The organism is Roseateles sp. (assembly GCF_019237615.1).
GTDB lineage: Bacteria > Pseudomonadota > Gammaproteobacteria > Burkholderiales > Burkholderiaceae_C > Pelomonas.
The window spans coordinates 72,597-93,985 of record NZ_JAFAGT010000021.1 but is presented as its reverse complement, the minus strand read 5'-3'; the positions used below and the strand labels follow the sequence as shown (position 1 = coordinate 93,985).

23 protein-coding genes are annotated in these 21,389 nt (G+C 68.4%); 17 read left to right on the top strand and 6 right to left on the bottom strand.

Annotated elements, in window-relative coordinates; translation table 11 throughout:
* Positions 1-132 precede the first annotated feature (132 nt).
* From JOY88_RS04225 to JOY88_RS04210, 4 genes are all read left to right on the top strand, one after another.
* Positions 133-381 carry a hypothetical protein gene (locus tag JOY88_RS04225; protein ID WP_293500626.1) on the top strand — a complete coding sequence of 83 codons (249 nt, stop codon included), beginning with the start codon at positions 133-135 and terminating at the stop codon, positions 379-381.
* Positions 382-716: 335 nt separating this feature from the next.
* Positions 717-1,070, top strand: a complete 354-nt coding sequence (locus tag JOY88_RS04220; RefSeq protein ID WP_293500624.1) for a GntR family transcriptional regulator — start codon at positions 717-719, stop codon at positions 1,068-1,070.
* Entirely contained in the window at positions 1,067-1,936 is an 870-nt protein-coding gene (locus JOY88_RS04215) for an ABC transporter ATP-binding protein (RefSeq protein ID WP_293500622.1), read from the top strand. The genes JOY88_RS04220 and JOY88_RS04215 overlap by 4 nt, the downstream gene beginning before the upstream one ends.
* 19 nt (positions 1,937-1,955) lie before the next feature.
* Positions 1,956-2,825 (top strand): hypothetical protein, encoded by an 870-nt coding sequence (locus JOY88_RS04210; protein WP_293500620.1) that lies wholly within the window; start codon positions 1,956-1,958, stop codon positions 2,823-2,825.
* 63 nt (positions 2,826-2,888) lie between these two features.
* On the opposite strand, the gene JOY88_RS04205 is transcribed toward JOY88_RS04210, so the two are convergent.
* Positions 2,889-3,752, bottom strand: coding sequence for a ferritin family protein (locus tag JOY88_RS04205; RefSeq protein WP_293500618.1), 864 nt, complete (start codon positions 3,750-3,752; stop codon positions 2,889-2,891).
* 548 nt (positions 3,753-4,300) lie between these two features.
* Positions 4,301-5,275 carry a magnesium/cobalt transporter CorA gene (gene corA / locus JOY88_RS04200; RefSeq protein WP_293500616.1) on the bottom strand — a complete coding sequence of 325 codons (975 nt, stop codon included), beginning with the start codon at positions 5,273-5,275 and terminating at the stop codon, positions 4,301-4,303.
* Between the two features lie 414 nt (positions 5,276-5,689).
* Here corA and hpf point away from each other — a divergent pair, with 414 nt between their 5' ends.
* The 4 genes from hpf (at position 5,690) to JOY88_RS04180 (ending at position 9,147) form a co-directional block, all read left to right on the top strand.
* The gene (gene hpf / locus JOY88_RS04195; RefSeq protein ID WP_293500614.1) at positions 5,690-6,031 is read left to right on the top strand and encodes a ribosome hibernation-promoting factor, HPF/YfiA family; all 342 of its coding nucleotides are present in this window, start codon (positions 5,690-5,692) and stop codon (positions 6,029-6,031) included.
* Positions 6,032-6,270: 239 nt separating this feature from the next.
* Entirely contained in the window at positions 6,271-6,741 is a 471-nt protein-coding gene (locus JOY88_RS04190) for a PTS sugar transporter subunit IIA (RefSeq protein ID WP_293500612.1), read from the top strand.
* Between the two features lie 34 nt (positions 6,742-6,775).
* Positions 6,776-7,732 (top strand): HPr(Ser) kinase/phosphatase, encoded by a 957-nt coding sequence (hprK, locus tag JOY88_RS04185; RefSeq protein WP_293500610.1) that lies wholly within the window; start codon positions 6,776-6,778, stop codon positions 7,730-7,732.
* The gene (locus JOY88_RS04180; RefSeq protein WP_524539185.1) at positions 7,729-9,147 is read left to right on the top strand and encodes a nicotinate phosphoribosyltransferase; all 1,419 of its coding nucleotides are present in this window, start codon (positions 7,729-7,731) and stop codon (positions 9,145-9,147) included. The genes hprK and JOY88_RS04180 overlap by 4 nt, the downstream gene beginning before the upstream one ends.
* Here the strand turns inward: JOY88_RS04180 and fur are convergent.
* A complete protein-coding gene (gene fur / locus JOY88_RS04175) occupies positions 9,144-9,587 on the bottom strand; it encodes a ferric iron uptake transcriptional regulator (protein ID WP_293500606.1) in 444 nt (147 codons plus the stop codon). The genes JOY88_RS04180 and fur overlap by 4 nt on opposite strands.
* Positions 9,588-9,698: 111 nt before the next feature.
* Between fur and JOY88_RS04170 the strand changes: the two genes are divergently transcribed.
* The 9 genes from JOY88_RS04170 to JOY88_RS04130 are packed head-to-tail and all read left to right on the top strand — an operon-like array spanning position 9,699 to position 19,341.
* On the top strand, positions 9,699-10,268 hold the full coding sequence (locus tag JOY88_RS04170) for an outer membrane protein assembly factor BamE (RefSeq protein ID WP_293500604.1): 570 nt from the start codon (positions 9,699-9,701) through the stop codon (positions 10,266-10,268).
* Complete coding sequence (gene dapB / locus JOY88_RS04165) at positions 10,268-10,999, top strand: 4-hydroxy-tetrahydrodipicolinate reductase (protein ID WP_293500602.1); 732 nt, start codon at positions 10,268-10,270, stop codon at positions 10,997-10,999. Before JOY88_RS04170 ends, dapB begins: the two co-directional genes overlap by 1 nt.
* A 2-nt stretch (positions 11,000-11,001) precedes the next feature.
* Positions 11,002-11,646: a MotA/TolQ/ExbB proton channel family protein gene (locus tag JOY88_RS04160; RefSeq protein ID WP_293500600.1), complete on the top strand. Its 645-nt coding sequence runs from the start codon at positions 11,002-11,004 to the stop codon at positions 11,644-11,646.
* Between the two features lie 2 nt (positions 11,647-11,648).
* Complete coding sequence (locus JOY88_RS04155; RefSeq protein WP_293500598.1) at positions 11,649-12,074, top strand: ExbD/TolR family protein; 426 nt, start codon at positions 11,649-11,651, stop codon at positions 12,072-12,074.
* Positions 12,075-12,114: 40 nt separating this feature from the next.
* Complete coding sequence (gene leuS / locus JOY88_RS04150; protein WP_293500597.1) at positions 12,115-14,745, top strand: leucine--tRNA ligase; 2,631 nt, start codon at positions 12,115-12,117, stop codon at positions 14,743-14,745.
* Between the two features lie 4 nt (positions 14,746-14,749).
* Positions 14,750-15,235 (top strand): LPS-assembly lipoprotein LptE, encoded by a 486-nt coding sequence (locus JOY88_RS04145; protein WP_293500596.1) that lies wholly within the window; start codon positions 14,750-14,752, stop codon positions 15,233-15,235.
* Complete coding sequence (holA, locus tag JOY88_RS04140; protein ID WP_293500595.1) at positions 15,235-16,305, top strand: DNA polymerase III subunit delta; 1,071 nt, start codon at positions 15,235-15,237, stop codon at positions 16,303-16,305. The genes JOY88_RS04145 and holA overlap by 1 nt, the downstream gene beginning before the upstream one ends.
* Positions 16,306-16,337: 32 nt before the next feature.
* Positions 16,338-16,928, top strand: a complete 591-nt coding sequence (locus JOY88_RS04135) for a methylamine utilization protein (protein WP_293500593.1) — start codon at positions 16,338-16,340, stop codon at positions 16,926-16,928.
* A 10-nt stretch (positions 16,929-16,938) separates the two neighbouring features.
* Positions 16,939-19,341 carry a putative bifunctional diguanylate cyclase/phosphodiesterase gene (locus JOY88_RS04130; protein ID WP_293500591.1) on the top strand — a complete coding sequence of 801 codons (2,403 nt, stop codon included), beginning with the start codon at positions 16,939-16,941 and terminating at the stop codon, positions 19,339-19,341.
* Here the strand turns inward: JOY88_RS04130 and JOY88_RS04125 are convergent.
* Genes JOY88_RS04125 through thiL form a run of 3 tightly spaced genes read right to left on the bottom strand, consistent with a single transcriptional unit; the run spans position 19,338 to position 21,323 of the window.
* Positions 19,338-19,835 (bottom strand): CinA family protein, encoded by a 498-nt coding sequence (locus tag JOY88_RS04125; protein WP_293500589.1) that lies wholly within the window; start codon positions 19,833-19,835, stop codon positions 19,338-19,340. The genes JOY88_RS04130 and JOY88_RS04125 overlap by 4 nt on opposite strands.
* Before the next feature lie 4 nt (positions 19,836-19,839).
* Positions 19,840-20,367 (bottom strand): phosphatidylglycerophosphatase A family protein, encoded by a 528-nt coding sequence (locus JOY88_RS04120; RefSeq protein WP_293500587.1) that lies wholly within the window; start codon positions 20,365-20,367, stop codon positions 19,840-19,842.
* Positions 20,368-20,384: 17 nt separating this feature from the next.
* On the bottom strand, positions 20,385-21,323 hold the full coding sequence (thiL, locus tag JOY88_RS04115) for a thiamine-phosphate kinase (RefSeq protein ID WP_293500585.1): 939 nt from the start codon (positions 21,321-21,323) through the stop codon (positions 20,385-20,387).
* Positions 21,324-21,389: the final 66 nt, after the last annotated feature.

Here is a 21,389-nt window from a genome sequence, read left to right as displayed (position 1 = left end):
GTCAGGCTCCACGCGGGACTGGTCCCCCATCGGGTCCGTCACGCTCAACCCGGAACGCGACTCGGTCGTCACCGCGGCCTCGCGCTCCCGAAATACTCAGCCATTGGCTGCGTGAACGAGGCGACAAGTAGCTTGACGCGCGCCGGAATCCCGACGGCGGAGCGCATTGATGTAGGTCATGCGCTGGGCGATCTGCTTCCCATCGGCCGGAAGATGACCAGGCCGACGCAGTTGGTCTATCGCGACCGTAACGGTGACATTCACGAATGCCTTGGCGAGGCCTTCGACACCACCCACAACGTGCTGCTTCTCATCTATCCCACAAAGGCACTGACGGGCTCCATCATCGCTCTGCCGGAGCAATTCAAGCGTCTAGCGTAAGTCGCTGTAGTCGTTGCAAACCAAGGCTTGCAGCAAAGCCGTCGCCTCGGCTGTCGGATCTCGCCGCACCGCTGGACACGGACCAGCGGCATCAACCGCCTGGCGCGGCCATGCTGGACAGCTCGGTGCCCTGCAGGCGCCTCGGGCCGACCGCTGGACCTAGCGAGCCACCCAGTTCCAAGTTCAGCGCAAATAGTTCCAAGTCCAACGCAAACCGACACGACAGACAGACAAACGGCTCATCCCGCCGAATCTGCAGTCCGTCGCGCCGCGCTGGGTTGGCGCCGGGGGTGGAGATATGGTGTGCTACATCAGCAATACACCCCGGAGCGCCCATGACTCCCACCTGGACCGACCAGGCGCCGATCTACCAGCAGCTGGCCGACCGACTGGCTGTGCAACTGCTCGACGGCAGCCCCCCGGAAGGCGAGGCCCTGCCGTCGGTGCGTCAGCTGGCCAGCCAATACGTCATAAACCCGCTGACGGTCACGCGGGCGCTGCAGACGCTGAGCGACCATGGCCTGATCGAATCGCGCCGCGGCCTGGGTATGTATGTGACTGCCGGCGCCCGAGAGCGGTTGCTGTGCCACGAGCGCGAGCAGTTCCTGAACAAGGACTGGCCAGCGCTGCGCGCCAAGCTCAAGCGGCTGGGGTTGAACGCCAAGGACCTGAACTGGGAGTCGACATGAACCTCATCGAAGTCAAGAACGTGACGCTGCGCTACGGCAAGAAGGCGGCACTGAGCGACGTCTCCATCACGGTGCCCAAGGGCCGCGTCGTGGGCCTGCTGGGCCACAACGGCGCCGGCAAGACCTCGCTGATGAGGGCGCTGGTGGGGCTGCTGCCGGTCGAGGGCGACATGACGGTTCTGGGCCTCAGGCCCACGCAGGACCGCCAGACGCTGCTGGAGCAGCTCAGCTACATCCCCGACGTTGCCGTGCTGCCGCGCTGGGCCAAGGTTCACGAGCTGATCACGCTGATGGCGCGGCTGCAGCCCAAGTTCTCGGCCGAGCGGGCGCGGGCGCTGCTCAAGCGCACCAGCGTCAGCGAGAACGACAAGGTCAAGAGCCTGTCCAAGGGCATGGTGGCGCAGACCCACCTGGCGCTGATCGCCGCCATCGACGCCAGGCTGATGATCCTGGACGAGCCGACGCTGGGCCTGGACGTGGTGTCGCGCAAGAGCTTCTACGAGATGCTGATCGACGAATGGTGCGACGGCGAGCGCAGCGTGCTGATCTCGACGCACCAGGTGGAGGAAGTGGAGGCGTTGCTAAGCGACGTCATCATGCTGGACGAGGGCCGTGTGGCGCTGTCCATCAGCCTGGAGGACATCGACCGCCGCTTCGTCGCACTGAACCACGACCCCGCCGCTGCCGAAGTGATGGCCGCCGCCCATCCGCTGCTGCGCTACCGCGAGCAGGGCCGAACGACGTCGCTGTTCGACGGTGCGCCGCCCGAGCATGTGGCCAACCTGGGTCAGCGCGTGCGGCCCAGCCTCGTCGACCTCTTCATGGCGCTGACCCGCAACCCGGCGCTGAACGGCAAGCAGGCCTGAACCCCAAGGAGACGATGCCATGAATTCGCACATCCCCACCCTGCTGCTGCGCGAGTGGATGCAGCACAAGCGCGGCTGGCTGATCACGGCCTTCGCGCCGCCCACCCTTTTCCTGGCCATGCTGCCTTTCGGACATGTGTCGGACCTGCCCTTAGAGCATCGGGAGTTGCTGGCGCTGGCCATCCTGCTGGTCAGCGCCTGCGCGGTGTTCGCGATCTGCCTGCTGGTGGCGCTGTTCCAGTTGCCCGGCCTGGCGCGCCGCGACGTGCAGGACCGCTCCATCGAGTTCTGGCTGTCCCTGCCCGGGCGGCCCAGCGAGAGCCTGGCGGCCACGGTGCTGGCCCATGCCTGGCTGGCGCCGCTGGGTGGCGCCGTCGTCGGCACGCTGTTCGGGCTGCCGATCGCGATGTCGGTGCTGGCGGCCCAGGGTGGTGGCGGCGCGGTCGCGGGCGTGGACTGGAACGAGGTCGCCGCCGCCGCGCTGCCATTGCTGCTGCGCGGTCTGGCCGGCACGCTGCCGCTGCTGCTGTGGCTGGCGCCGTTGATCTTCGTGCTGATGGCCGCCTCCGCTTGGCTCAAGCGCCTGGGCGTGCCGCTGGTCTTCGTCGGTGGCCTGGTGGCTGTCCTGGTACTGGACAAGGTCTATAGCATCGACTGGCCGATGCGGGCGCTGGGCGCGTGGAACGCGCAGCTCAGCCGGGTGATGGTCAACGACGGCCCCGGCCTGAAGGCGGCGTTGATGTCCACCGACGTCAACCTGTGGGCCTGGGTCACGCAGGACTTCGGCCGCACGCTGGCAGAACTGGCCTCCCTGCAGTTCCTGGGCTGGGCCGCCGTGGCCGCTGCGGGCTTCGCGCTGGTGGTGGCGAAGCGTTCGCGGGCCGGCTGAACCGGGGGCTGCGCCCCAAGAAAAGAGAGGCCCCGCAGGGCCTCTCTTTCATGTGGCGATGGATCAGGCCGACGTCAGGCCCGAGGCGGCCGGCGGCACGATGCGTGCGGCCATCTCCTTGCGGAAGCGATTGAGCTCCTGCACGGTGGCGAAGCTGCGGTCCATCAGCAGGCTCATGTTGTGCAGGATGCGCTCGACCACCTTGTTCTCCCACACGGCGTCGAACTGGATCTGCGTGTCCAGCCAGCGCTCCAGCCATTCAGGGTCGGGCAGGCGGCTCTGGATGGTGTCGCGCGGGAATAGCTTGGCGTTCACGTGCAGGTTGGTGGGGTGCAGGGCCTGGGCCGTGCGGCGGGCACTGGCCATCAGCACGCCGACCTTGGCGAAGGCGGCGCGGGCCTCGTCGCCGAACTTGGCCATGGCGCGCCGCATGTAGCGCAGATAGGCGCCGCCATGGCGGGCCTCGTCGCGCGACAAGGTCTCGTAGATGGCCTTGATGACCGGCTCGGTATGCCATTCGGCAGCACGGCGGTACCAGTGGTTCAGGCGGATCTCGCCGCAGAAGTGCAGCATCAGCGTCTCCAGCGCCGGCGCGGGGTCGAAGTCGAAGCGCACCTCATGCAGCTCGGCCTCGGTGGGCACCAGGTCGGGGCGGAAGCGCTTCAGGTACTCCATCAGCACCAGGCTGTGCTTCTGCTCCTCGAAGAACCAGACCGACATGAAGGCCGAGAAGTCGCTGTCCTCGCGGTTGTCGCGCAGGAACATCTCGGTGGCGGGCAGTGCCGACCACTCGGTGATCGCGTTCATCTTGATCGTCTGCGCCTGTTCGTCGGAGAGCTTGGACGCATCGAATTTGTCCCAGGGGATGTCGCTGTCCATGTTCCAGCGCACGGCTTCGAGTTGTTTGAACAGTTCGGGGTAAAGCATGGCGGATCCTCGTTTAGACCTGGGATTCTAAAAGTTCGCGCCGGCTTGCCGGTTCGGACCTCGATGACGGCCCTTTCGCCCGGTCGGCGCCCGCCTTGGCGGCGGCGTCAGCCATGCACTGTTTGCGAACCGGAAGGGGAGGGCGGAGGCGGCGCCGGATACCCGGCGATGGTTGCAACAATCGTCACCTGAACCGGGTACAGCACCCCGGAACTTCATGCTTTAGCGCGCCTCTCAGGCTAAACACAGTGGAAACCCGAGCCCCTGCGGGGCTCCGATCGCCCTCGTTCCCTCTCGAATTTGGGTCGCGCAACCTCTCTGAGACCAGAGCAGCAATCTCGGGGCCGTTCTCCTCCTCCTCCCTCCCTCCCTCGTTGGCTCCGAGGCGTTCCGCGGCCGCTTTTACAAGCAGGGCCTGTGTGTCAGACACAGGCCCTGATTCTTTGCAGCGATGCGGCTCGAAGTGCCTTGCCGAGCGACTGCAATGGGGGCGGCTCCGCCGGCCCGTCTGCAGCGCCCCCTTGAGGGGTGGGCGGCGCGGGGATGGGTTACTTCAACCAGCCCTTGCGGCGGAAGTAGATGAAGGGGGCCGCCACCGACAGCAGCATCAGCACGAGGGCGAAGGGGTAGCCCCAGTCAGACTCCAGCTCGGGCATGTTCTTGAAGTTCATGCCGTAGATGGACGCGATCAATGTCGGCGGCAGCAGCGCGACGCTGGCCACCGAGAAGATCTTGATGATCTTGTTCTGGTTGATGTTGATGAAGCCGACCGTGGCATCCATCAGGAAGTTGATCTTGTCGAACAGAAAGGCCGTGTGCGAGTCCAGAGAGTCGATGTCGCGCAGGATCTGGCGCGACTCCTCGAACTGCTCGGCGTTCAGCATGCGGCTGCGCATCATGAAGCTGACGGCGCGGCGCGTGTCCATCACGTTGCGGCGGATGCGTCCGTTCAAGTCTTCCTCGCGGGCGATGGCCGCCAGCACCTCGCCGGCCTCGGCGTCGGTCACGTTGCTCTTCAACACGCGGGCGCTGACGGCTTCGAGCTTGTCGTAGATGCCCTCCAGCACGTCGGCCGAGTACTCGGCGTCGGCGTCGTAGAGCTTGAGCAGCACGTCCTTGGCATCCTCGATCAGCGCAGGGATGCGCCGCGCGCGTAGGCGCAGCAGGCGGAACACCGGCAGGTCCTCGTTGTGTATGGAGAACAGGACGTTGTTGAAGAGGATGAAGGCCACGCGTACGTTGCGTGCCTGGCCGTCGTCGTCGATGAGGAAGTCGGAGCGGATGTGCAGCTCGCCGTTGTCCTCCTCGTAGAAGCGCGCCGACTCCTCCAGGTCCTCGTCGACGATGTCCTCGGGGATGGTCAGGCCGAAGCGGTCGCGGATCCAGCCCTTTTCCTCGGCGCTGGGGCTCTCCAGGTCCACCCAAACCGGGCGCGACTGGGCCAGATCCTCGGCGGTTTCAATCTCTTGCTGGAACAGGCCGCCCTTCAGGCGTCCGTTGTCCAGCGTGAACACATTCAGCATGCCTCGTCTCCGACAGCGACAAGCGGGGGGACGACGGCTGCCGTCCGGGGTGGCGGGGTTCAGTTCAACCGTCTCACTCCGGGCGGCGGGCCACAGGCGGGCCCGAGCGGCGGGAGCGGACGGTCACCGAGGGTGGTCGCTGTCCAAGAAGCTCTCCATGGGGGAAATAGCCGAGGATTATTGCACCGCGCGGGGCGTGGAAGAAGTCGCAAAAAGTTGATCCTCATGCGCACAAAGCCTCACCTTCATCCCCTTGTCACGGTGCTGCTTCGCGCGCAAACTGGGCTCGTCGATTTCCTCACTCCCACCCACTCTGCTACCCGAAAAGACCCCTCCCTCCTCCTCCCCTTCGATCCCGTTTTTTTCAGTTTTCCCGGTTCGTTTTCCCGACCCATTCCTCTGAAAGGAGGCTTTATGAATCTGACGATCAGTGGCCATCATCTTGAAGTCACGCCGGCTCTGCGCGAGTACGTGCTCACCAAGCTGGACCGTGTGACCCGCCACTTCGACCAGGTCGTTGACATCAACGTTCTGTTGACCGTAGAGAAGCAAAAGGAGAAGGAACGCCGCCAGCGCGCCGAAGTGACGCTACACGTCAAGGGCCGCGACATCTTCGTCGAGCAATCCCACGAGGACCTGTACGCCGCCATCGACCAGTTGATGGACAAGCTGGACCGTCAGGTCTGCCGCCATAAGGACAAGGTGCAGGACCACCATCACGCCTCGGCCAAGCGCCTCGAGGTCTCGGCCTCCTGAGCCTCGACCTCCCACTCGGCGGCCTGCGGGCCGCTTTTGTTTTGTGTCCTTCCGCCCGGCGCTGTTGCTGCGGTGCCGCAAAAAACCGCATTCGGGGGCCCTCAGCAGTGTTTTCCACGCCTCTAGGGTCTACCGCCCACCCCAAAACGGTCCACGGTTCCATAATCTGTGGCTGTGATTGACCCATTGCCCGGCTGCGGCCGCGCCCATCAGGCGCCCCCGACGCTAGGCCTCTGCCCATGAACCGTCTCGCCGCCATCCTGCCCGCCGACAACGTGTCGGTGAATGTGGATGCGTCCAGCAAGAAGCGCGCCTTCGAACATGCCGGCCTGCTGTTTGAAAACCACCACCAGATGGCCCGCGCGCTGGTCACCGACAACCTCTTCGCCCGCGAGCGCCTCGGCTCCACCGGCCTGGGCCATGGCGTCGCCATCCCGCATGGCCGCGTCAAGGGGCTGAAGAATCCGCTCGCCGCCGTGCTGCGTCTGCAGCAGCCCATCGCCTTCGACGCGCCGGACGACGAGCCCGTCAGCCTGCTGATCTTCCTGCTGGTGCCTGAGGCGGCGACGCAGCGCCATCTGGAGATCCTGTCCGAGATCGCCGAGATGCTGTCCGACCGCGAACTGCGCGAGCAGCTCAAGGCCGAGTCGGAGGCTGCCACGCTGCACAAGCTGATTGCGGCTTGGGAGCCGCTCAAGTCCGTGGCTTGATGTCGCTGATCGGCGCCTCGCGTAAACCCTCAAATTGAAACCCACCTCGATCAGTGCGGAGCGGCTCTTTGAAGAGCACCGCGAGGCCCTCCGTTGGGAGTGGATCGCCGGCCACGCCCACCCGGAGCGCCGCTTCGACGAGGCCGCCGTGCGCGACGCGCAGAGCGCGGCCGACCTGGTCGGCTACCTGAACTACATCCACCCCTACCGGGTGCAGATCGTTGGCCGCCGCGAGGTCGCCTACCTGAGCCAGGAAAGCACCGAGATCCAGGATCGCCGCATCTCCCGCATCGTCACGCTGGAGCCACCGGTCCTCATCGTCGCCGACGACACCGTGCCGCCGCCGCGCCTGATCGCGATGTGCGACCGTGCCGAGATCCCGCTGTTCCGCACCACCGAATCCGCCGGCCATGTCATCGACCTGGTGCGCGGCTACCTGTCCCAGCTGTTTGCCAACCGCACGACCCGCCACGGCGTCTTCATGGACATCCTGGGCCTGGGCGTGCTGCTGACCGGCGAATCGGGCCTGGGCAAGAGCGAGCTGGGCCTGGAGCTGATCTCGCGCGGCCATGGCCTCGTCGCCGACGACGCCGTCGACTTCTTCCGCATTGCCCAGACCGCCATCGAGGGGCGATGCCCCGAACTGCTGCTCAACCTGCTGGAAGTGCGCGGCATCGGATTGCTGGACATCAAGGCCATCTTTGGCGAAACCGCGGTGCGTCGCAAGATGCGCCTCAAGCTCATCGTGCACCTGGTGCGCAAGGAGACCATGGAGCGCGACTTCGAGCGCCTGCCCTACGAGCCACTGTACGAGGACGTGCTGGGCATGCCGGTGCGCAAGGTCGTCATCGCGGTGGACGCCGGCCGCAACCTCGCGGTGCTGGTGGAAGCCGCAGTGCGCAACACCATCCTGCAGCTGCGCGGCATCGACACGTACAAGGAGTTCGTCGAGCGCCACCAGCGCGCCATCGACAACGGCTCCGTCGACTGAACCCGTTGAACGGCTTCAGCGACATCGCCCGCCTGCTGGTCCTCAACACGGACAGCTACAAGACCAGCCACTGGCTGCAATACCCGCCGGGCACGCAGACCGTCTTCAGCTACATCGAGGCACGTGGTGGCACGCTGCCCTACACGGTCTTCTTCGGCCTGCAGGCGCTGCTGAAGGAGTACTTCACGAAGCCGGTCACGGCTGCCGACGTGGCACTTGGCGCGGAGGTCTGCGCCGCCCATGGCGTGCCGTTCAACCGCGAGGGCTGGCAGCACATCGTCGACGTTCACGGCGGCCGCCTGCCGCTGCGCATCCGCGCCGTACCCGAAGGTCTGGTCGTGCCGGTTCAGCACGCGCTGGTCACCGTGGAGAACACCGACCCGGCCTGCTGGTGGCTGACCAGCTACGTCGAGACCGCGCTGCTGCGCGTCTGGTACCCGGCGACGGTGGCGACGCACAGCCACGCAACGCGCCGCCTCATCGCCGCCGCGCTGGACCGCAGCGGCTCGCCCGAGGGGCTGCCCTTCAAGCTGCACGACTTCGGCGCGCGCGGTGTTTCGTCGCTGGAGTCGGCGATGCTGGGCGGCATGGCCCACCTCGTGAACTTCCAGGGCACGGACACGATGACGGCCCTGTTGGGTGCGCGCCTTTACTACGGCGAGCCCATGGCCGGCTTCTCCATCCCGGCCGCCGAGCACAGCACCATCACCGCCTGGGGCCGCGACGGTGAGCTGGCTGCCTACCGCAACATGCTGCGCCAGTTCGGCAAGCCCGGCGCGCTGCTGGCCGTCGTGTCTGACTCCTACGACCTGGATGCCGCCGTCGGTCAACTCTGGGGCGGCCGGTTGCGCGACGAGGTCATCGCCAGCGGCGCCACCGTCGTCATCCGCCCGGACAGCGGCGACCCGGCCAGCATCGTGCTGCGCACCGTGCGCGCGCTTGACGCGGCTTTCGGCAGCGAGGTCAACGCCAAGGGCTACAGGGTGCTCAAACACGTCCGCGTCATCCAGGGCGATGGCATCACGCGCCACTCCATCGCGGCCATCCTGGCGGCGGTGGAGGGGGCCGGCTACTCGGCCGACAACATCGCCTTCGGTCAGGGCGGCGCATTGCTTCAGCAGGTCAACCGCGACACGCTGGGCTTTGCGATGAAGGCCTCGGCCGTTCAGGTGGGCGGCCGCTGGCACGACGTCTTCAAGGCCCCGGTCACCGACCCCGTCAAGCGCAGCAAGGCCGGGCGCCTCACGCTGATGCACCAGGGCGACGCCTTTGCCACCGTTCGCCTGGACTCGCCCGGCTGTCAGGAGGCGCGTGCCGCGGGAGCGACCGAGCTACTGCGCACCGTCTTCGAAGACGGCCACCTGCTCGTCGACGACAGCTTCGCGGCGATACGCGCGCGCGCCGCCGCGGCCTAGCTTCGGTTGGGGCAGTTGGTCTTCACGCAGCTCGCGTAGAGGGCCAGCGAATGCTCTTGCAGCTGGAAGCCGCGCTCACGCGCGATGGCGTGCTGGCGCTCCTCGATGTCGGGGTCGAAGAACTCCTCGACCCGCCCGCAGTTCAGGCAGACGAGGTGGTCGTGATGATGACCCTCGTTGAGCTCGTAGACGGCCTTGCCGGTCTCGAAATGGTTGCGGCTCAGCAGGCCGGCCTGCTCGAACTGCTGCAGCACGCGGTAGACCGTCGCCAGGCCGATGTCGGCGCCCTCGCCCAGCAAGGCCTTGTAGACATCCTCGGCCGTCATGTGGCGTTGTGCCGCGCGCTGGAAAATCTCCAGGATCTTGATGCGCGGCAGCGTCGCCTTGAGGCCGCTGTTCTTGATGTCGCTGGTCTGGTTCTTGGGGGAAGGGCTGGGCATGGCGCAGGGGGGCCGGGGTCGGAAGGTGGCCCCGCTAGAATCCGCCCGATCATAGCCAGCCGAGCTTTCGGCCGGTGCCTCCCTCCCTCTGCCCGCCGCCCCAGCCGCCCCATGCGACCCCTGCTTGCCTCCCTCCCGCTGCTTGCGCTGCTTGGCGGCTGCTCCTACCTGCCCACCTGGGATTCCCTGCCCTCCGTCACTGGCGAGAAGGTCCTGGGACTGGTGACGCCCTACCGCGTCGAGGTCGTGCAGGGCAATGTGCTGACCAAGGAGATGGTGGCCCGCGTCAAGCCCGGCATGCCCAAGGCTCAGGTGCGCGACCTGCTCGGCTCGCCGCTGCTGACCGACGTCTTCCATGAGTCGCGCTGGGACTATGTCTTCACGATCCGCCGCCAGGGCACCGCGCCGCAGCAGCGCCTGGTGGTCGCGCTCTTTGATGGCGACCGGCTCAAGGAGCTGACGGTCCCCGACGACCTGCCGGCCGAGAACGACTTCGTCGCCGCCATCAACACCTTCAAGCCCCCGAAGCGTGAGCCGAAGCTGGAGCTGACCGACGCCGAGCGCGCCGCGCTGCCGCTGCCCAAGAAGAGTGCCGAGGCCGCGCCCACCGCCGCGGCTGAAGGCCCGGCGCCAGGCCGCAGCTACCCGCCGCTGGACGCCAAGACGGGGGCTGGCACGTGATGCGGGTCGCTGTCATGGGCGCGTCCGGGCGCATGGGCAAGATGCTCATCGAGGCCGTCGAGGCCGCCGACGACTGCGCACTGCACGTCACGCTGGACAAGGGCGCTGACGTCCGCGCTGGCCTGGCCGGCGCCGACGTGATGATCGACTTCACCCGCCCCGAGGCGACGCTGGCCCACCTGGCCGTCTGCGCCGAGCTGGGCGTGAAGGCCGTCATCGGCACCACCGGCTTCGACGCGGCCCAGAAGGCCGAGATCGCGAAGTTCGCCGAGCGCACGGCCGTCGTCTTCGCGCCCAACATGAGCGTGGGCGTCAACGTTGTGCTCAAGCTGCTGGACCTGGCCGCCCGCGCGATGAACGAGGGCTTCGACATCGAGATCGTCGAGGCCCACCACCGCAACAAGGTGGATGCCCCCAGTGGCACCGCGCTGCAGATGGGCCAGGTCGTTGCCGACGCGCTGGGCCGTGATCTGAAGACCTGCGCCGTCTACGGCCGCGAGGGCGTCACCGGCGTGCGAGACCCATCCACCATAGGCTTTGCCACCGTGCGCGGCGGCGACATCATTGGCGACCACACCGTGCTGTTCGCCGGTACCGGCGAGCGCATCGAGATCAGCCACAAGGCCAGCAACCGCAGCATCTACGCCCAGGGCAGCCTGCGCTCGGCGCGCTTCCTGATGGGCCGGAAGACGGGTCTGTTCGGCATGAACGACGTGCTGGGTTTCGCCTGAACATGGGCGGTTTCGCGGACTTCTGGGCCCAAAGCGACCTGGTCGGCCGCGCGGTGGCGCTGCTGCTGCTGGCCATGTCGGTCAGTGCCTGGGCGCTGATCCTGTGGAAGACATGGCTGCTGCGCCGCGCGCGCCGCGGCCTGGTGCGTGCGGTTCCCGCGTTCTGGTCCGCGGCCGGCGTCGCCGAGGGCCGCAGCGCGCTGCAGAGCTTCGACACCGAGGCCCTGTTGCTGCCGCTGCTGGAGGCGGCCACGGCCGAGACCCGCGGCGCCACGCTCGATGCCGTAGGCAGGCGCGAGTCCCGCCTGACCCGCCGCCTGCGCGATGCGCTGCACGCCGTGCTGGCCAGGCTGCAGTTCGGCCAGGTGCTGCTGGCCTCCATCGGCGCCACCGCACCCTTCGTGGGCCTGTTCGGCACCGTCTGGGGCATCTACCACGCGCTGGTCAGCATCTCGTCGGCAGGCAACATCACCATCGACAAGATCTCCGGCCCGGTCGGCGAGGCGCTGATCATGACGGCCGCCGGCCTTGCGGTCGCGATTCCGGCCGTGCTGGCCTACAACGTGTTCGGCAAGCGGGTGGCCGCCTGCGAGGCCGACCTCGAAGGCTTCGCGCACGACCTGCGCGAACTGCTCGACGCGGACTGATCATGGCCTTCGGTCGTCTTGAGAAGCTCGAGGCTTCCCGGCCCATGAGCGACATCAACATGACGCCGCTGATCGACGTCATGCTGGTGCTGCTGGTCATCTTCATGATCACCGCGCCGCTGATGACGGCCTCGCTGCGCCTGGACTTGCCCAAGAGCGAGGCGGCCACGCCCGGCGATGCGCCCAGCTTCGTCGCCGTGGCCATCACGCCGGACGGCAAGCTGCATCTGGGCGACGACGAGCTGGATGCCAAAGCCTTCCAGCAACGCATCTCCGAACTGGGCCGCGCCAACGCGCAGTTGGAGGTGCAGCTGCGCGCCGACCGTGCCGTGCCCTATGGCCAGGTGGCCGAGCTGATCGGCTGGGTGCAGGCTGCCGGGCTGAACCGCATCGCCTTCGTCGCACGGCCGGCCGCGTCGGCACCGTGACCGAAGGGTCGCCGCAGGGCCGACCCATACAATTTGGCGCATGAACGCCAAGACCGAAGCGCCCAGCTACAACCCGACCGAGATCGAAGCCGCCGCCCGTGCCTACTGGACGGAGCGCGACGCCTACCGCGTCACCGAGGACGCCAGCAAGCCGCACTTCTACGCCTGCTCCATGCTGCCCTATCCCTCGGGCAAGCTGCACATGGGCCATGTGCGCAACTACACGATCAACGACATGCTGGCCCGCCAGCTGCGCATGAAGGGCTACAACGTCCTGATGCCCATGGGCTGGGACGCCTTCGGCCTGCCGGCCGAGAACGCCGCGATGAAGGGCAAGCTGCCGCCCGCGCAGTGGACTTACTCCAACATTGCCCACATGAAGGGCCAGATGCAGGCCATGGGCCTGGCCATCGACTGGAGCCGGGAGGTCGCGACCTGCGACCCGCGCTACTACAAGTGGAACCAGTGGCTGTTCCTGAAGATGCTGGAGAAGGGCATCGCCGAGCGCCGTACCCAGGTCGTCAACTGGGACCCGGTGGACCAGACGGTTCTCGCCAACGAGCAGGTCATCGACGGCCGCGGCTGGCGCTCGGGTGCGCTGGTCGAGAAGCGCGAGATCCCGGGCTACTACCTGAAGATCACGCAATACGCCGAGGAGCTTCTGTCGGCGGTCGCCAACCCGGAAGACCCGAACTACCTGAGCGGCTGGCCAGAGCGCGTGCGGCTGATGCAGGAGAACTGGATCGGCAAGAGCCAGGGCGTGCGCTTCGCGTTCCCGCACAGCATCGAAGGCGGCGGTGGTCGCCTGTGGGTGTTCACGACCCGTGCCGACACCATCATGGGTGTGACCTTCTGCGCGGTGGCGCCGGAGCATCCGCTGGCCACCGTCGCGGCCAAGAGCAGGCCCGAGATCGCAGCCTTCATCGAGGAGTGCAAGGCCGGCGGCACGACCGAGGCCGAGCTGGCCACGCAGGACAAGAAGGGCATGCCCACGGGGCTGTTCGTCACGCATCCCATCACCGGCGCGCAGGTCGAGGTCTGGGTCGGCAACTACGTGCTGATGAGCTATGGCGACGGCGCCGTCATGGGCGTGCCGGCGCATGACGAGCGCGACTTCGCGTTCGCGCTGAAGTACGGCCTGCCGATCAAGCAGGTGATCGACGTCGATGGCCAGGCCTACGACGACAAGCAATGGGCCGAGTGGTACGGCGACAAGGCCAAGGCGCGCTGCATCAACTCCGGCGTGCTGGACGGCCTGGGCCATGTGGACGCCGTCAACAAGGTCGCCGAGCTGCTGGCCGCGCAAGGACTGGGCGAGAAGAAGACCACCTGGCGCCTGCGCGACTGGGGCGTCAGCCGCCAACGCTACTGGGGCACGCCCATCCCCATCATCCATTGCGACGATTGCGGTGTCGTGCCGGTGCCCGAGAAGGACCTGCCGGTCGTGCTGCCCGAGGACTGCATCCCCGACGGCAGCGGCAACCCGCTGAACAAGCGTGCCGATTTCCTCAACGTCGCCTGCCCGAGCTGCGGCAAGCCGGCCAAGCGCGAGACGGACACGATGGACACCTTCGTGGATTCGTCCTGGTACTTCATGCGCTACTGCGATCCGACCAACGACCAGGCCATGGTCGCGGACGGCACGCAGTACTGGATGCCGATGAACCAGTACATCGGCGGCATCGAGCACGCCATCCTGCATCTGCTGTATGCGCGCTTCTGGACCAAGGCGATGCGCGACCTCGGCCTGGTGACGATCAGCGAGCCGTTCGAGAAGCTGCTGACGCAGGGCATGGTCCTGAAGGGCGCTTTCTTCCACAAGCCCGAGGGCGGCGGCAAGGACTACTACTGGGATCACGAGGTCGACGTCATCCACGACGACAAGGGCGGCATCGCCGGCGCCAGGCTGAAGAAGGACGGCACGCCGCTCGAGTACGAGATGACGACCATGTCCAAGTCCAAGAACAACGGCGTGGACCCGCAGGCCCTCATCGACCAGTACGGCGCCGACACTGCGCGGCTGTTCGTCATGTTCGCCAGCCCTCCCGAGCAGACGCTGGAGTGGAACGACGCGGCCGTCGAGGGCGCACACCGCTTCCTGAAGCGGGTGTGGAACTTCGGCGCGCGCAACGCCGACGCCATCAAGTCGGGCGGCCGGGACTACGCCGCGCTGAACGGCGACGGCAAGGCGCTGCGCCGCGAGGTGCACCATGTGCTCAAGCAGGTCAGCTACGACTACGAGCGCATGCAGTACAACACCGTCGTCTCCGGCGCGATGAAGCTGCTGAATGCGCTGGAAGGCTTCAAGGCGGAGGGGCAGGCCGCCGCCGTGCGCGACGGTTTCTCGGTGCTGCTGCGCGTGCTCTACCCCGCCACGCCGCACATCGCCCATCAGCTGTGGCAGGACTTGGGGCTGGCCGCCGAGCTGGGCGACCTGCTCGACGCGCCCTGGCCCACGGTGGACGAGGCTGCATTGGTGCAGGACGAGATCGAGCTGATGCTGCAGGTCAACGGCAAGCTGCGCGGCTCGGTCAAGGTGCCGGCATCGGCCGACAAGGCCGCCATCGAGGCCGCTGCGCTGGCCAACCCCGAGTTCGCCAAGTTCAGCGAAGGCAAGGCGCCCAAGAAGGTCGTCATCGTGCCGGGTCGCCTCGTCAACGTGGTGGTCTGACGCGATGGACCGTCGCTTCGCGCTGTTGAGCCTCGCTGCCCTCGCGGGCTGCGGCTTCGAGTTGCGCCGCGAGCCGGAGCTGCGCTTCCAGACGCTGGCGCTGACGGGCTTCCCGCCCGACTCGCCGCTGGCCGTCGGCCTGAAGCGCCAGATCAAGCGCACGCCGGTGCAGCTGCTGGACGACCCGGCGCGCGCCCAGGTCGTGCTGGAGGTGCTGCGCGAGTTCCGCGACCGCACCGTCGTCGCCTCCACCACCGTGGGCCAGGTGCGCGAATGGACGCTGCGCCTGCAGTTCGACTACCTGATCCGCACGGCCGCCGGCGAGCTGCTGGTGCCCAAGGTGGAGTTGCGCCTGTCGCGCGACATGAACTACACGGAAAGCACGGCGCTGGCCAAGGAGCAGGAGGCCGCCAACCTCTACGGCGCCATGCATTCCGACGCCATCGCGCAGGTCATGCGCAGGCTCGCTGCCGTGAAGCTGCCAAGCTGATGCAGCTGCGTGCCGAGGCGCTCGCGCCCCATCTGAGCAAGGGCCTGGCCCGTATCTACACGGTGCATGGCGACGAGCCGCTGCTCGCCCAGGAGGCGGCCGACGCCATCCGCGCCGCCGCGCGCGCCCAGGGCTTCGGCGAGCGGCAGATCTTCACCGTCGCCGGCGCCTACTTCGACTGGGCGCCCGTGCTGGCAGCCGCGCAGGCCATGAGCCTGTTCGCCGAACGCCAGTTCATCGAGATCCGCATCCCCGGCGGCAAGCCGGGCAAGGACGGCTCCGAGGCGCTGCAGCGCTATGCCGAGGCCGCGCCGGACGACGTACTGACGCTGGTCACGCTGCCGCGCCTGGACAAGACCCAGCTCTCCAGCGCCTGGTTCACGGCGCTGGATGGCAACGGCGTGTCCATCCGCGTCGAGCCGGTGGAGCGCCGCCTGCTCCCGGCCTGGCTGGCCCAGCGGCTCAAGGCCCAGGGCCAGTCCGTGCCCGAGGGCGAGGACGGCCAGAAGGCGCTGGCCTTCTTCGCCGATCGCGTGGAGGGCAACCTGCTCGCGGCCCACCAGGAGCTGCAGAAGCTGGCGCTGCTGCATCCCAAGGGCGAGCTGACGCTGGCCGACATCGAGGCCGCCGTGCTGGACGTGGCACGCTTCGACGTCTTCAAGCTCAGCGAGGCCGTGCTGTCGGGCGCCGTGCCGCGCCTGCTGCGCATGCTGGACGGCCTGGAGGCCGAGGGCGAGGCCGCCGTGCTGGTGCACTGGACGCTGGCCGAGGACGCCCGTGCGCTGGCTCGCGTGCGTGCCGCACTGGACGCCGGCAAGCCGCTGCCGCTGGCGCTGCGTGAGGCGCGTGTCTGGGGCGCCAAGGAGCGCCTCGTCGAGCGGATTGCGCCGCGGCTGGACGCGACGCGGGCCGGTGCCCTGGTGCAGGCCGCCCAGGTGTGCGATGGCCTCGTCAAGGGCCTGCGCCACCCCGACTGGCCTTCGGATCCCTGGGCTGCGCTGCGCCGCCTCGCGCTGATGCTCGCCGAGACTGCGAGCGGCAAGGCCGGAACGGTTTTGACCCCCCGCTGAGCCCGATTGGGCTATCGTCCGGGGCGCACACCATGATGACGCCGCTCCGCCACCTGATGCCTGCCGCTCTCGCGTCGCTCACGCTGGCCGCACAGGCGGTGCCCGTGACCGTGCAATTGCAGGGCCCCGACGGCCAGCCGCTGGCCGGTGCCGCCGTCGCCGTCGAGCTGAAGGGCCGTCCGAGCCGCGCGACGCATGCCAAGGCCGAGATGGGACAGCGCGACCGCCAGTTCACGCCACAGCTGCTCGTCGTGCAGACCGGCACGGCGGTCAGCTTCCCTAACTTCGACACCGTGCGGCACCATGTCTACTCGTTCTCGCCGATCAAGGTCATCGATATCAAGCTCTACGCCGGCACGCCGACCGAGCCCATCGTCTTCGACAAGCCCGGTGTTGCGACGCTGGGCTGCAACATCCACGATCGCATGAGCGCCCACATCGTCGTCGTCGACACGCCGCTGTTTGCGCGCACCGACGACAAGGGCCAGGCCAGCTTCGAGCTGCCGGCGGGAGCGCATGCCGTCAAGGCCTGGCATGCCGGTCAGAAGTCGCCCAACCTGCAAAGCCTCAGGCTCGACGTGCCGGCTGCTGGCGGCCCGCTGGCGCTGACCTTGAGCGACTGACGCTGACGTGATGCGCGGGCCCGCCTGGCTGAACCTGCGCCGCCTGGAAGGGCGCATCGTGGCCTTGTTCCTGGCGCTCTTGCTGGTCGTGCAGTTGGTCAGCTTCGGCGTCATCCACGCCAGCATCACCCGCAACGCCGAGGCCTCGCTGGCCGCCGAGCTGCAGACCGGCGAACGCGTGCTGCGGCGCCTGCTCGACCAGCGCGCCGGCAAGCTGCGCGATGCTGCCGAGCTGCTGGCCAAGGACTACGGCTTTCGCAGCACCGTGGGCCTGTCGCTGGCCGAGGCCGGCACCGTCGAGACCATCAAGGACGCCCTCGCCAACCAGGGCGAGCGCGTCGGCGCCTCCGTGGTTGCCTACTTCGACGACCAGCAGCGGCTCGTCGCCGCGACGCGCGACGGCGCGGCCGGCTTCGGTGCGGCGCTGCACCAGCTCATCAAGAGCAGCGACGGCGTTGGCGCGGCACTGGCCGTGCAGGGCCGCCAGGTTTTCCAGGTCGTCGCGGTGCAGGTGCGCACGCCGGCCCCGGTGGGCTGGGTGCTGATGGCCTTCGCGCTGGACCGCGAGGTGCTGGACGACCTCAAGGCCTTGTCTGAGCTGCATGGCGTCGTGCTGCTGCAGGCGCCGGCCCAGCCCTGGCTGGGCATCGTCGGCAACCTGGACGAGCCCGCCGCCGCGGCGTTGCGCGCCGGCCTGGGCCGGTCGGCGCCGGTGGATGGCGTCCTTGCGCTGGCCGGTGAGCGCATGGGCAGCCGCTTCGTGCCGCTGATCGGCGCCGGCGAGCGGCCGTTGGGCGTACTGCTTCTGCGTTCGCTGGACGCAGCACTGGCGCCGTACCAGCAACTGCAGCTCGTGCTGCTGGGCCTGACCATGCTGGGCGTTGCCGTCTTCGCGCTGGTGAGCGTGCTGCTGGCGCGCGGCATCAGCAACCCCATCACGGCCCTGTCCGCCGCGGCGCGCCGGCTGGAGCTCGGCGACTACGACACGCCCGTGCCGGCCACCTCCAGGCTGGACGAGGTGCGCAAGCTGGCGGTCGCGCTGGAAAGCATGCGCGAGGGCATACGCCGCCGGGATGCCCTCGTCAACCATCTGGCCTATGTGGACCCGCTGACGCTGCTGCCCAACCGCGCCCGCTTCGCCGAGGTCCTGGAGCACCACCTCGTCCACAGCGACCAGCCTGGCGCCGTGCTGATGCTGGACCTGGACCGCTTCAAGCATGTCAACGACGTGCTGGGCCACGAGGTCGGCGACCGCCTGCTGCAGAGCGTGGCCGAGCGCCTGCGGGCGCTGTGCGCACCGGCCCGTTCGGTGCTCGCGCGACTGTCGGGCGACGAGTTCGCCGTGCTGCTGGCCCACTCCGACGCCCATGCGGCCAGCGAGGCGGCACTGGCCATCCTGAAGGACTTCGAGCGCCCTCTGCAGATCGACAACGAAACCGTGGACCTCGGCGCCGGCATCGGCATCGCGCTGTTCCCCGAGCATGGCGCCGACGTCAACCTGCTGCTGGGCCGTGCCGAGCTGGCCATGTACGCGGCCAAGGCCCGCCAATGCGGCAGCCTGATCTACCACGCCCAGCTGGATGCCGGCAGCCAGGAGTCGCTGTCGCTGCTGTCCGAGCTGCGTCGCGCGGTGGAGGGTGACGAGCTGCGACTCTTCCTGCAGCCCAAGATCGACCTGGCGCATGGCCGCGTCGTCGGCGCCGAGGCTCTGGTGCGCTGGCAGCACCCCACGCGCGGCCTGGTGCCGCCAATGCAGTTCATCCCCTTCGCCGAGCAGACAGGCTTCATCCGCGTGCTCAGCGCCTGGGTGCTGTCCGGTGCGGCCCGCTTCGCGCGCCAGGCGGCGGACGCCGGCCTCGCGCTGCGGCTGTCGGTCAACCTGTCCACGCGCGACCTGATGGACCAGGACCTGCCGGCCAAGATCGAGGCCATGGTGGCGCCGCTGCGGGTGCCGCCGGCCTCGCTGTGCCTGGAGATCACCGAGAGCGCCATCATGGACGACCCCGAGCGGGCGCTGTCCACACTTGAGCACCTGCACGCGATGGGCTTCAAGCTGTCGATCGACGACTTCGGCACCGGCTATTCGTCGCTGGCCTACCTGAAGCGTCTTCCGGTGGACGAGCTGAAGATCGACAAGAGCTTCGTCATGGCCATGGAGCGCGACCTCGACGACGCGCGCATCGTGCGCTCCACCATCGAGCTGGCGCACAACCTGGGCCTGAGCGTCGTCGCCGAGGGCCTGGAGACGGTCAAGACCTGGGCCATGCTGGCCCGCCTGGGTTGCGACGAGGGCCAGGGCTATTACGTCTGCAAGCCCATGCCGCAGGAGCAGTTCATCGCCTGGGCGCAGGCCTGGCGGCCGCCGGACGTGCCCAGCCTCATGGCGGAGAGCCTGATGGCCAGGCTCGGTTAGCTGTCGCGGTCCTCGAGCGCCTCGCAAAGCGCCGTCAGCCCCGCCGTCACCGTCTGCGCGCGCACCGCATGGCGGTCACCGCCGAAGTTCTCGCGCCAGATCCGGGCCGGCCGGCCCGCATGCACCAGGGCCAGCCAGACCGTGCCGACCGGCTTGGCCGCGCTGCCGCCGCTGGGGCCGGCCACGCCGGTGACGGCCAGTGCCCAGTCGATGGGCGCGTGGGCCAGCAGGCCGCGCGCCATGTGCTCGGCCACCTCGGCGCTCACGGCGCCGTGCAGCGCCATCAAGCCCTTGGGCACGCCCAGCAGCTCGGCCTTGGCCTCGTTGCTGTAGCTGACGACGCCGCGCTCGAACCACTGGCTGGAGCCGGCGAGGTCCGTGCAGGCCGCGGCGATCAGCCCGCCGGTGCAGGACTCGGCCGTGCCGATGCGCTCGCGACGCCGGATCAGCGCCACTGCGATGCGGTCTATCAGTTCGGCGTTGTCGTCGGCCATGGCTTCACCCCAGCAATGCGCGGTAGAGCGCGATGACGGCAAGCGTACAGCCGGCGGCGACGAAGTCGTCGAACAGGATGCCGAAGCCCTGGGCCCAGCCGATCTCGGCGCCGCGCTCGGTCTTGAAGAGGCGGTCCGCCCAGCCCACCGGCCCTCGCTTGACCGCGTCGAAGAAGCGGAACAGGCCGAAGGCGACGAGCTGGCCGGCGAAGCCCGCCGGCGCGATCAGCCACAGGATGAGCCAGAAGGCCAGCACCTCGTCCCAGACGACTGCGCTGGGGTCGGGCGTGTTCAGCTGCCGGGCGGTGACCGTGCAGGCCCACCAGCCGACCAGGGTGCCTCCGCCGATCAGCAGTGCCCAGCCCAGGTCGCTCATCCACGGCGCGATGATGCAGAACACGGCCCAGGCCCACAGCGTGCCGAAGGTGCCGGGCGCCTTCGGAGCGAGGCCGCTGCCGAAGCCGAGTGCGATGCAGCGCGCCGGGTGGCGCAGCATGAAGGCCAGCGTGGGCCGGACAGGTGCGGGGGGCATGGCAAGCTCCGGGGCACTCATGACTTGAAATGGTCGAAGCTGCGCAGGCCGTGCTCGACGGCCGTGCCGCCGCCGTCGACGACGCGCAGGCCCGGCTGGGCCTCGATGCGGCCGATGCGCGTCAGCGCCACGCCCACGTCGGGCAGGCTGGCGCCGGGCGGCGCGGTGAAGACCAGCTCGTAGTCGTCGCCGCCGGCCAGCAGGCATTGATGCTGCATCACCGCCGGCTGCGCGGCCAGCACGGCGCTGCGCGGCAGCGCATCGACGTCCAGCCGTGCTCCGACGCCCGAGGCGGCGAGGATGTGGCCGAGGTCGCCCAGCAGGCCGTCGGAGACGTCGACGGCCGCGGTCGCGATGCCGCGCAGCGCCTGGCCCAGGGCCAGGCGCGGCGTCGGGCATTCCATCGCGGCGCGTACGCTGTCGAAGCCGGCGCCTTCCAGCGCCACCGTGCCGCGGAACACCTCCAGCGCCAGGCGCGCGTCGCCGAGCCGCCCCGATACCCAGACCTCGTCGCCGACCCGTGCGCCACTGCGCAGCAGCGCCTGCCCGGGGGGCGCCTCGCCGAAGACGGTGATGCAGAGGTTGAGCGGCCCTTGCGTCGTGTCGCCCCCGACCAACGGGCAGCCGCTGGCATCGGCCAGGCCCCAGAGGCCGCGGGCGAAGCCGGCCAGCCAGGCGTCGTCGACGCGCGGCAGGGCCAGCGCCAATGTGAAGCCGCGTGGCGTCGCGCCGCAGGCTGCCAGGTCGCTGAGGTTGACGGCCAGCGCCTTGTGGCCCAGCCGGGCCGGGTCGACGGTGGACAGGAAGTGCCGCCCCTCGACCAGCATGTCGCTGGAGACCAGCCAGCGCGCGCCCGGCGTCGGTACGAGCACGGCGCAGTCGTCGCCCACGCCTACCTCGACACCGCTGGCCGGAAGGCGCTGGAAATAGCGCCGGATCAGATCGAATTCGCCCATGCCGCGATTAGACCTTGTGGGGATCCACACCGACCCGATGCGTCCACAGTGGCATGATTCCCAACC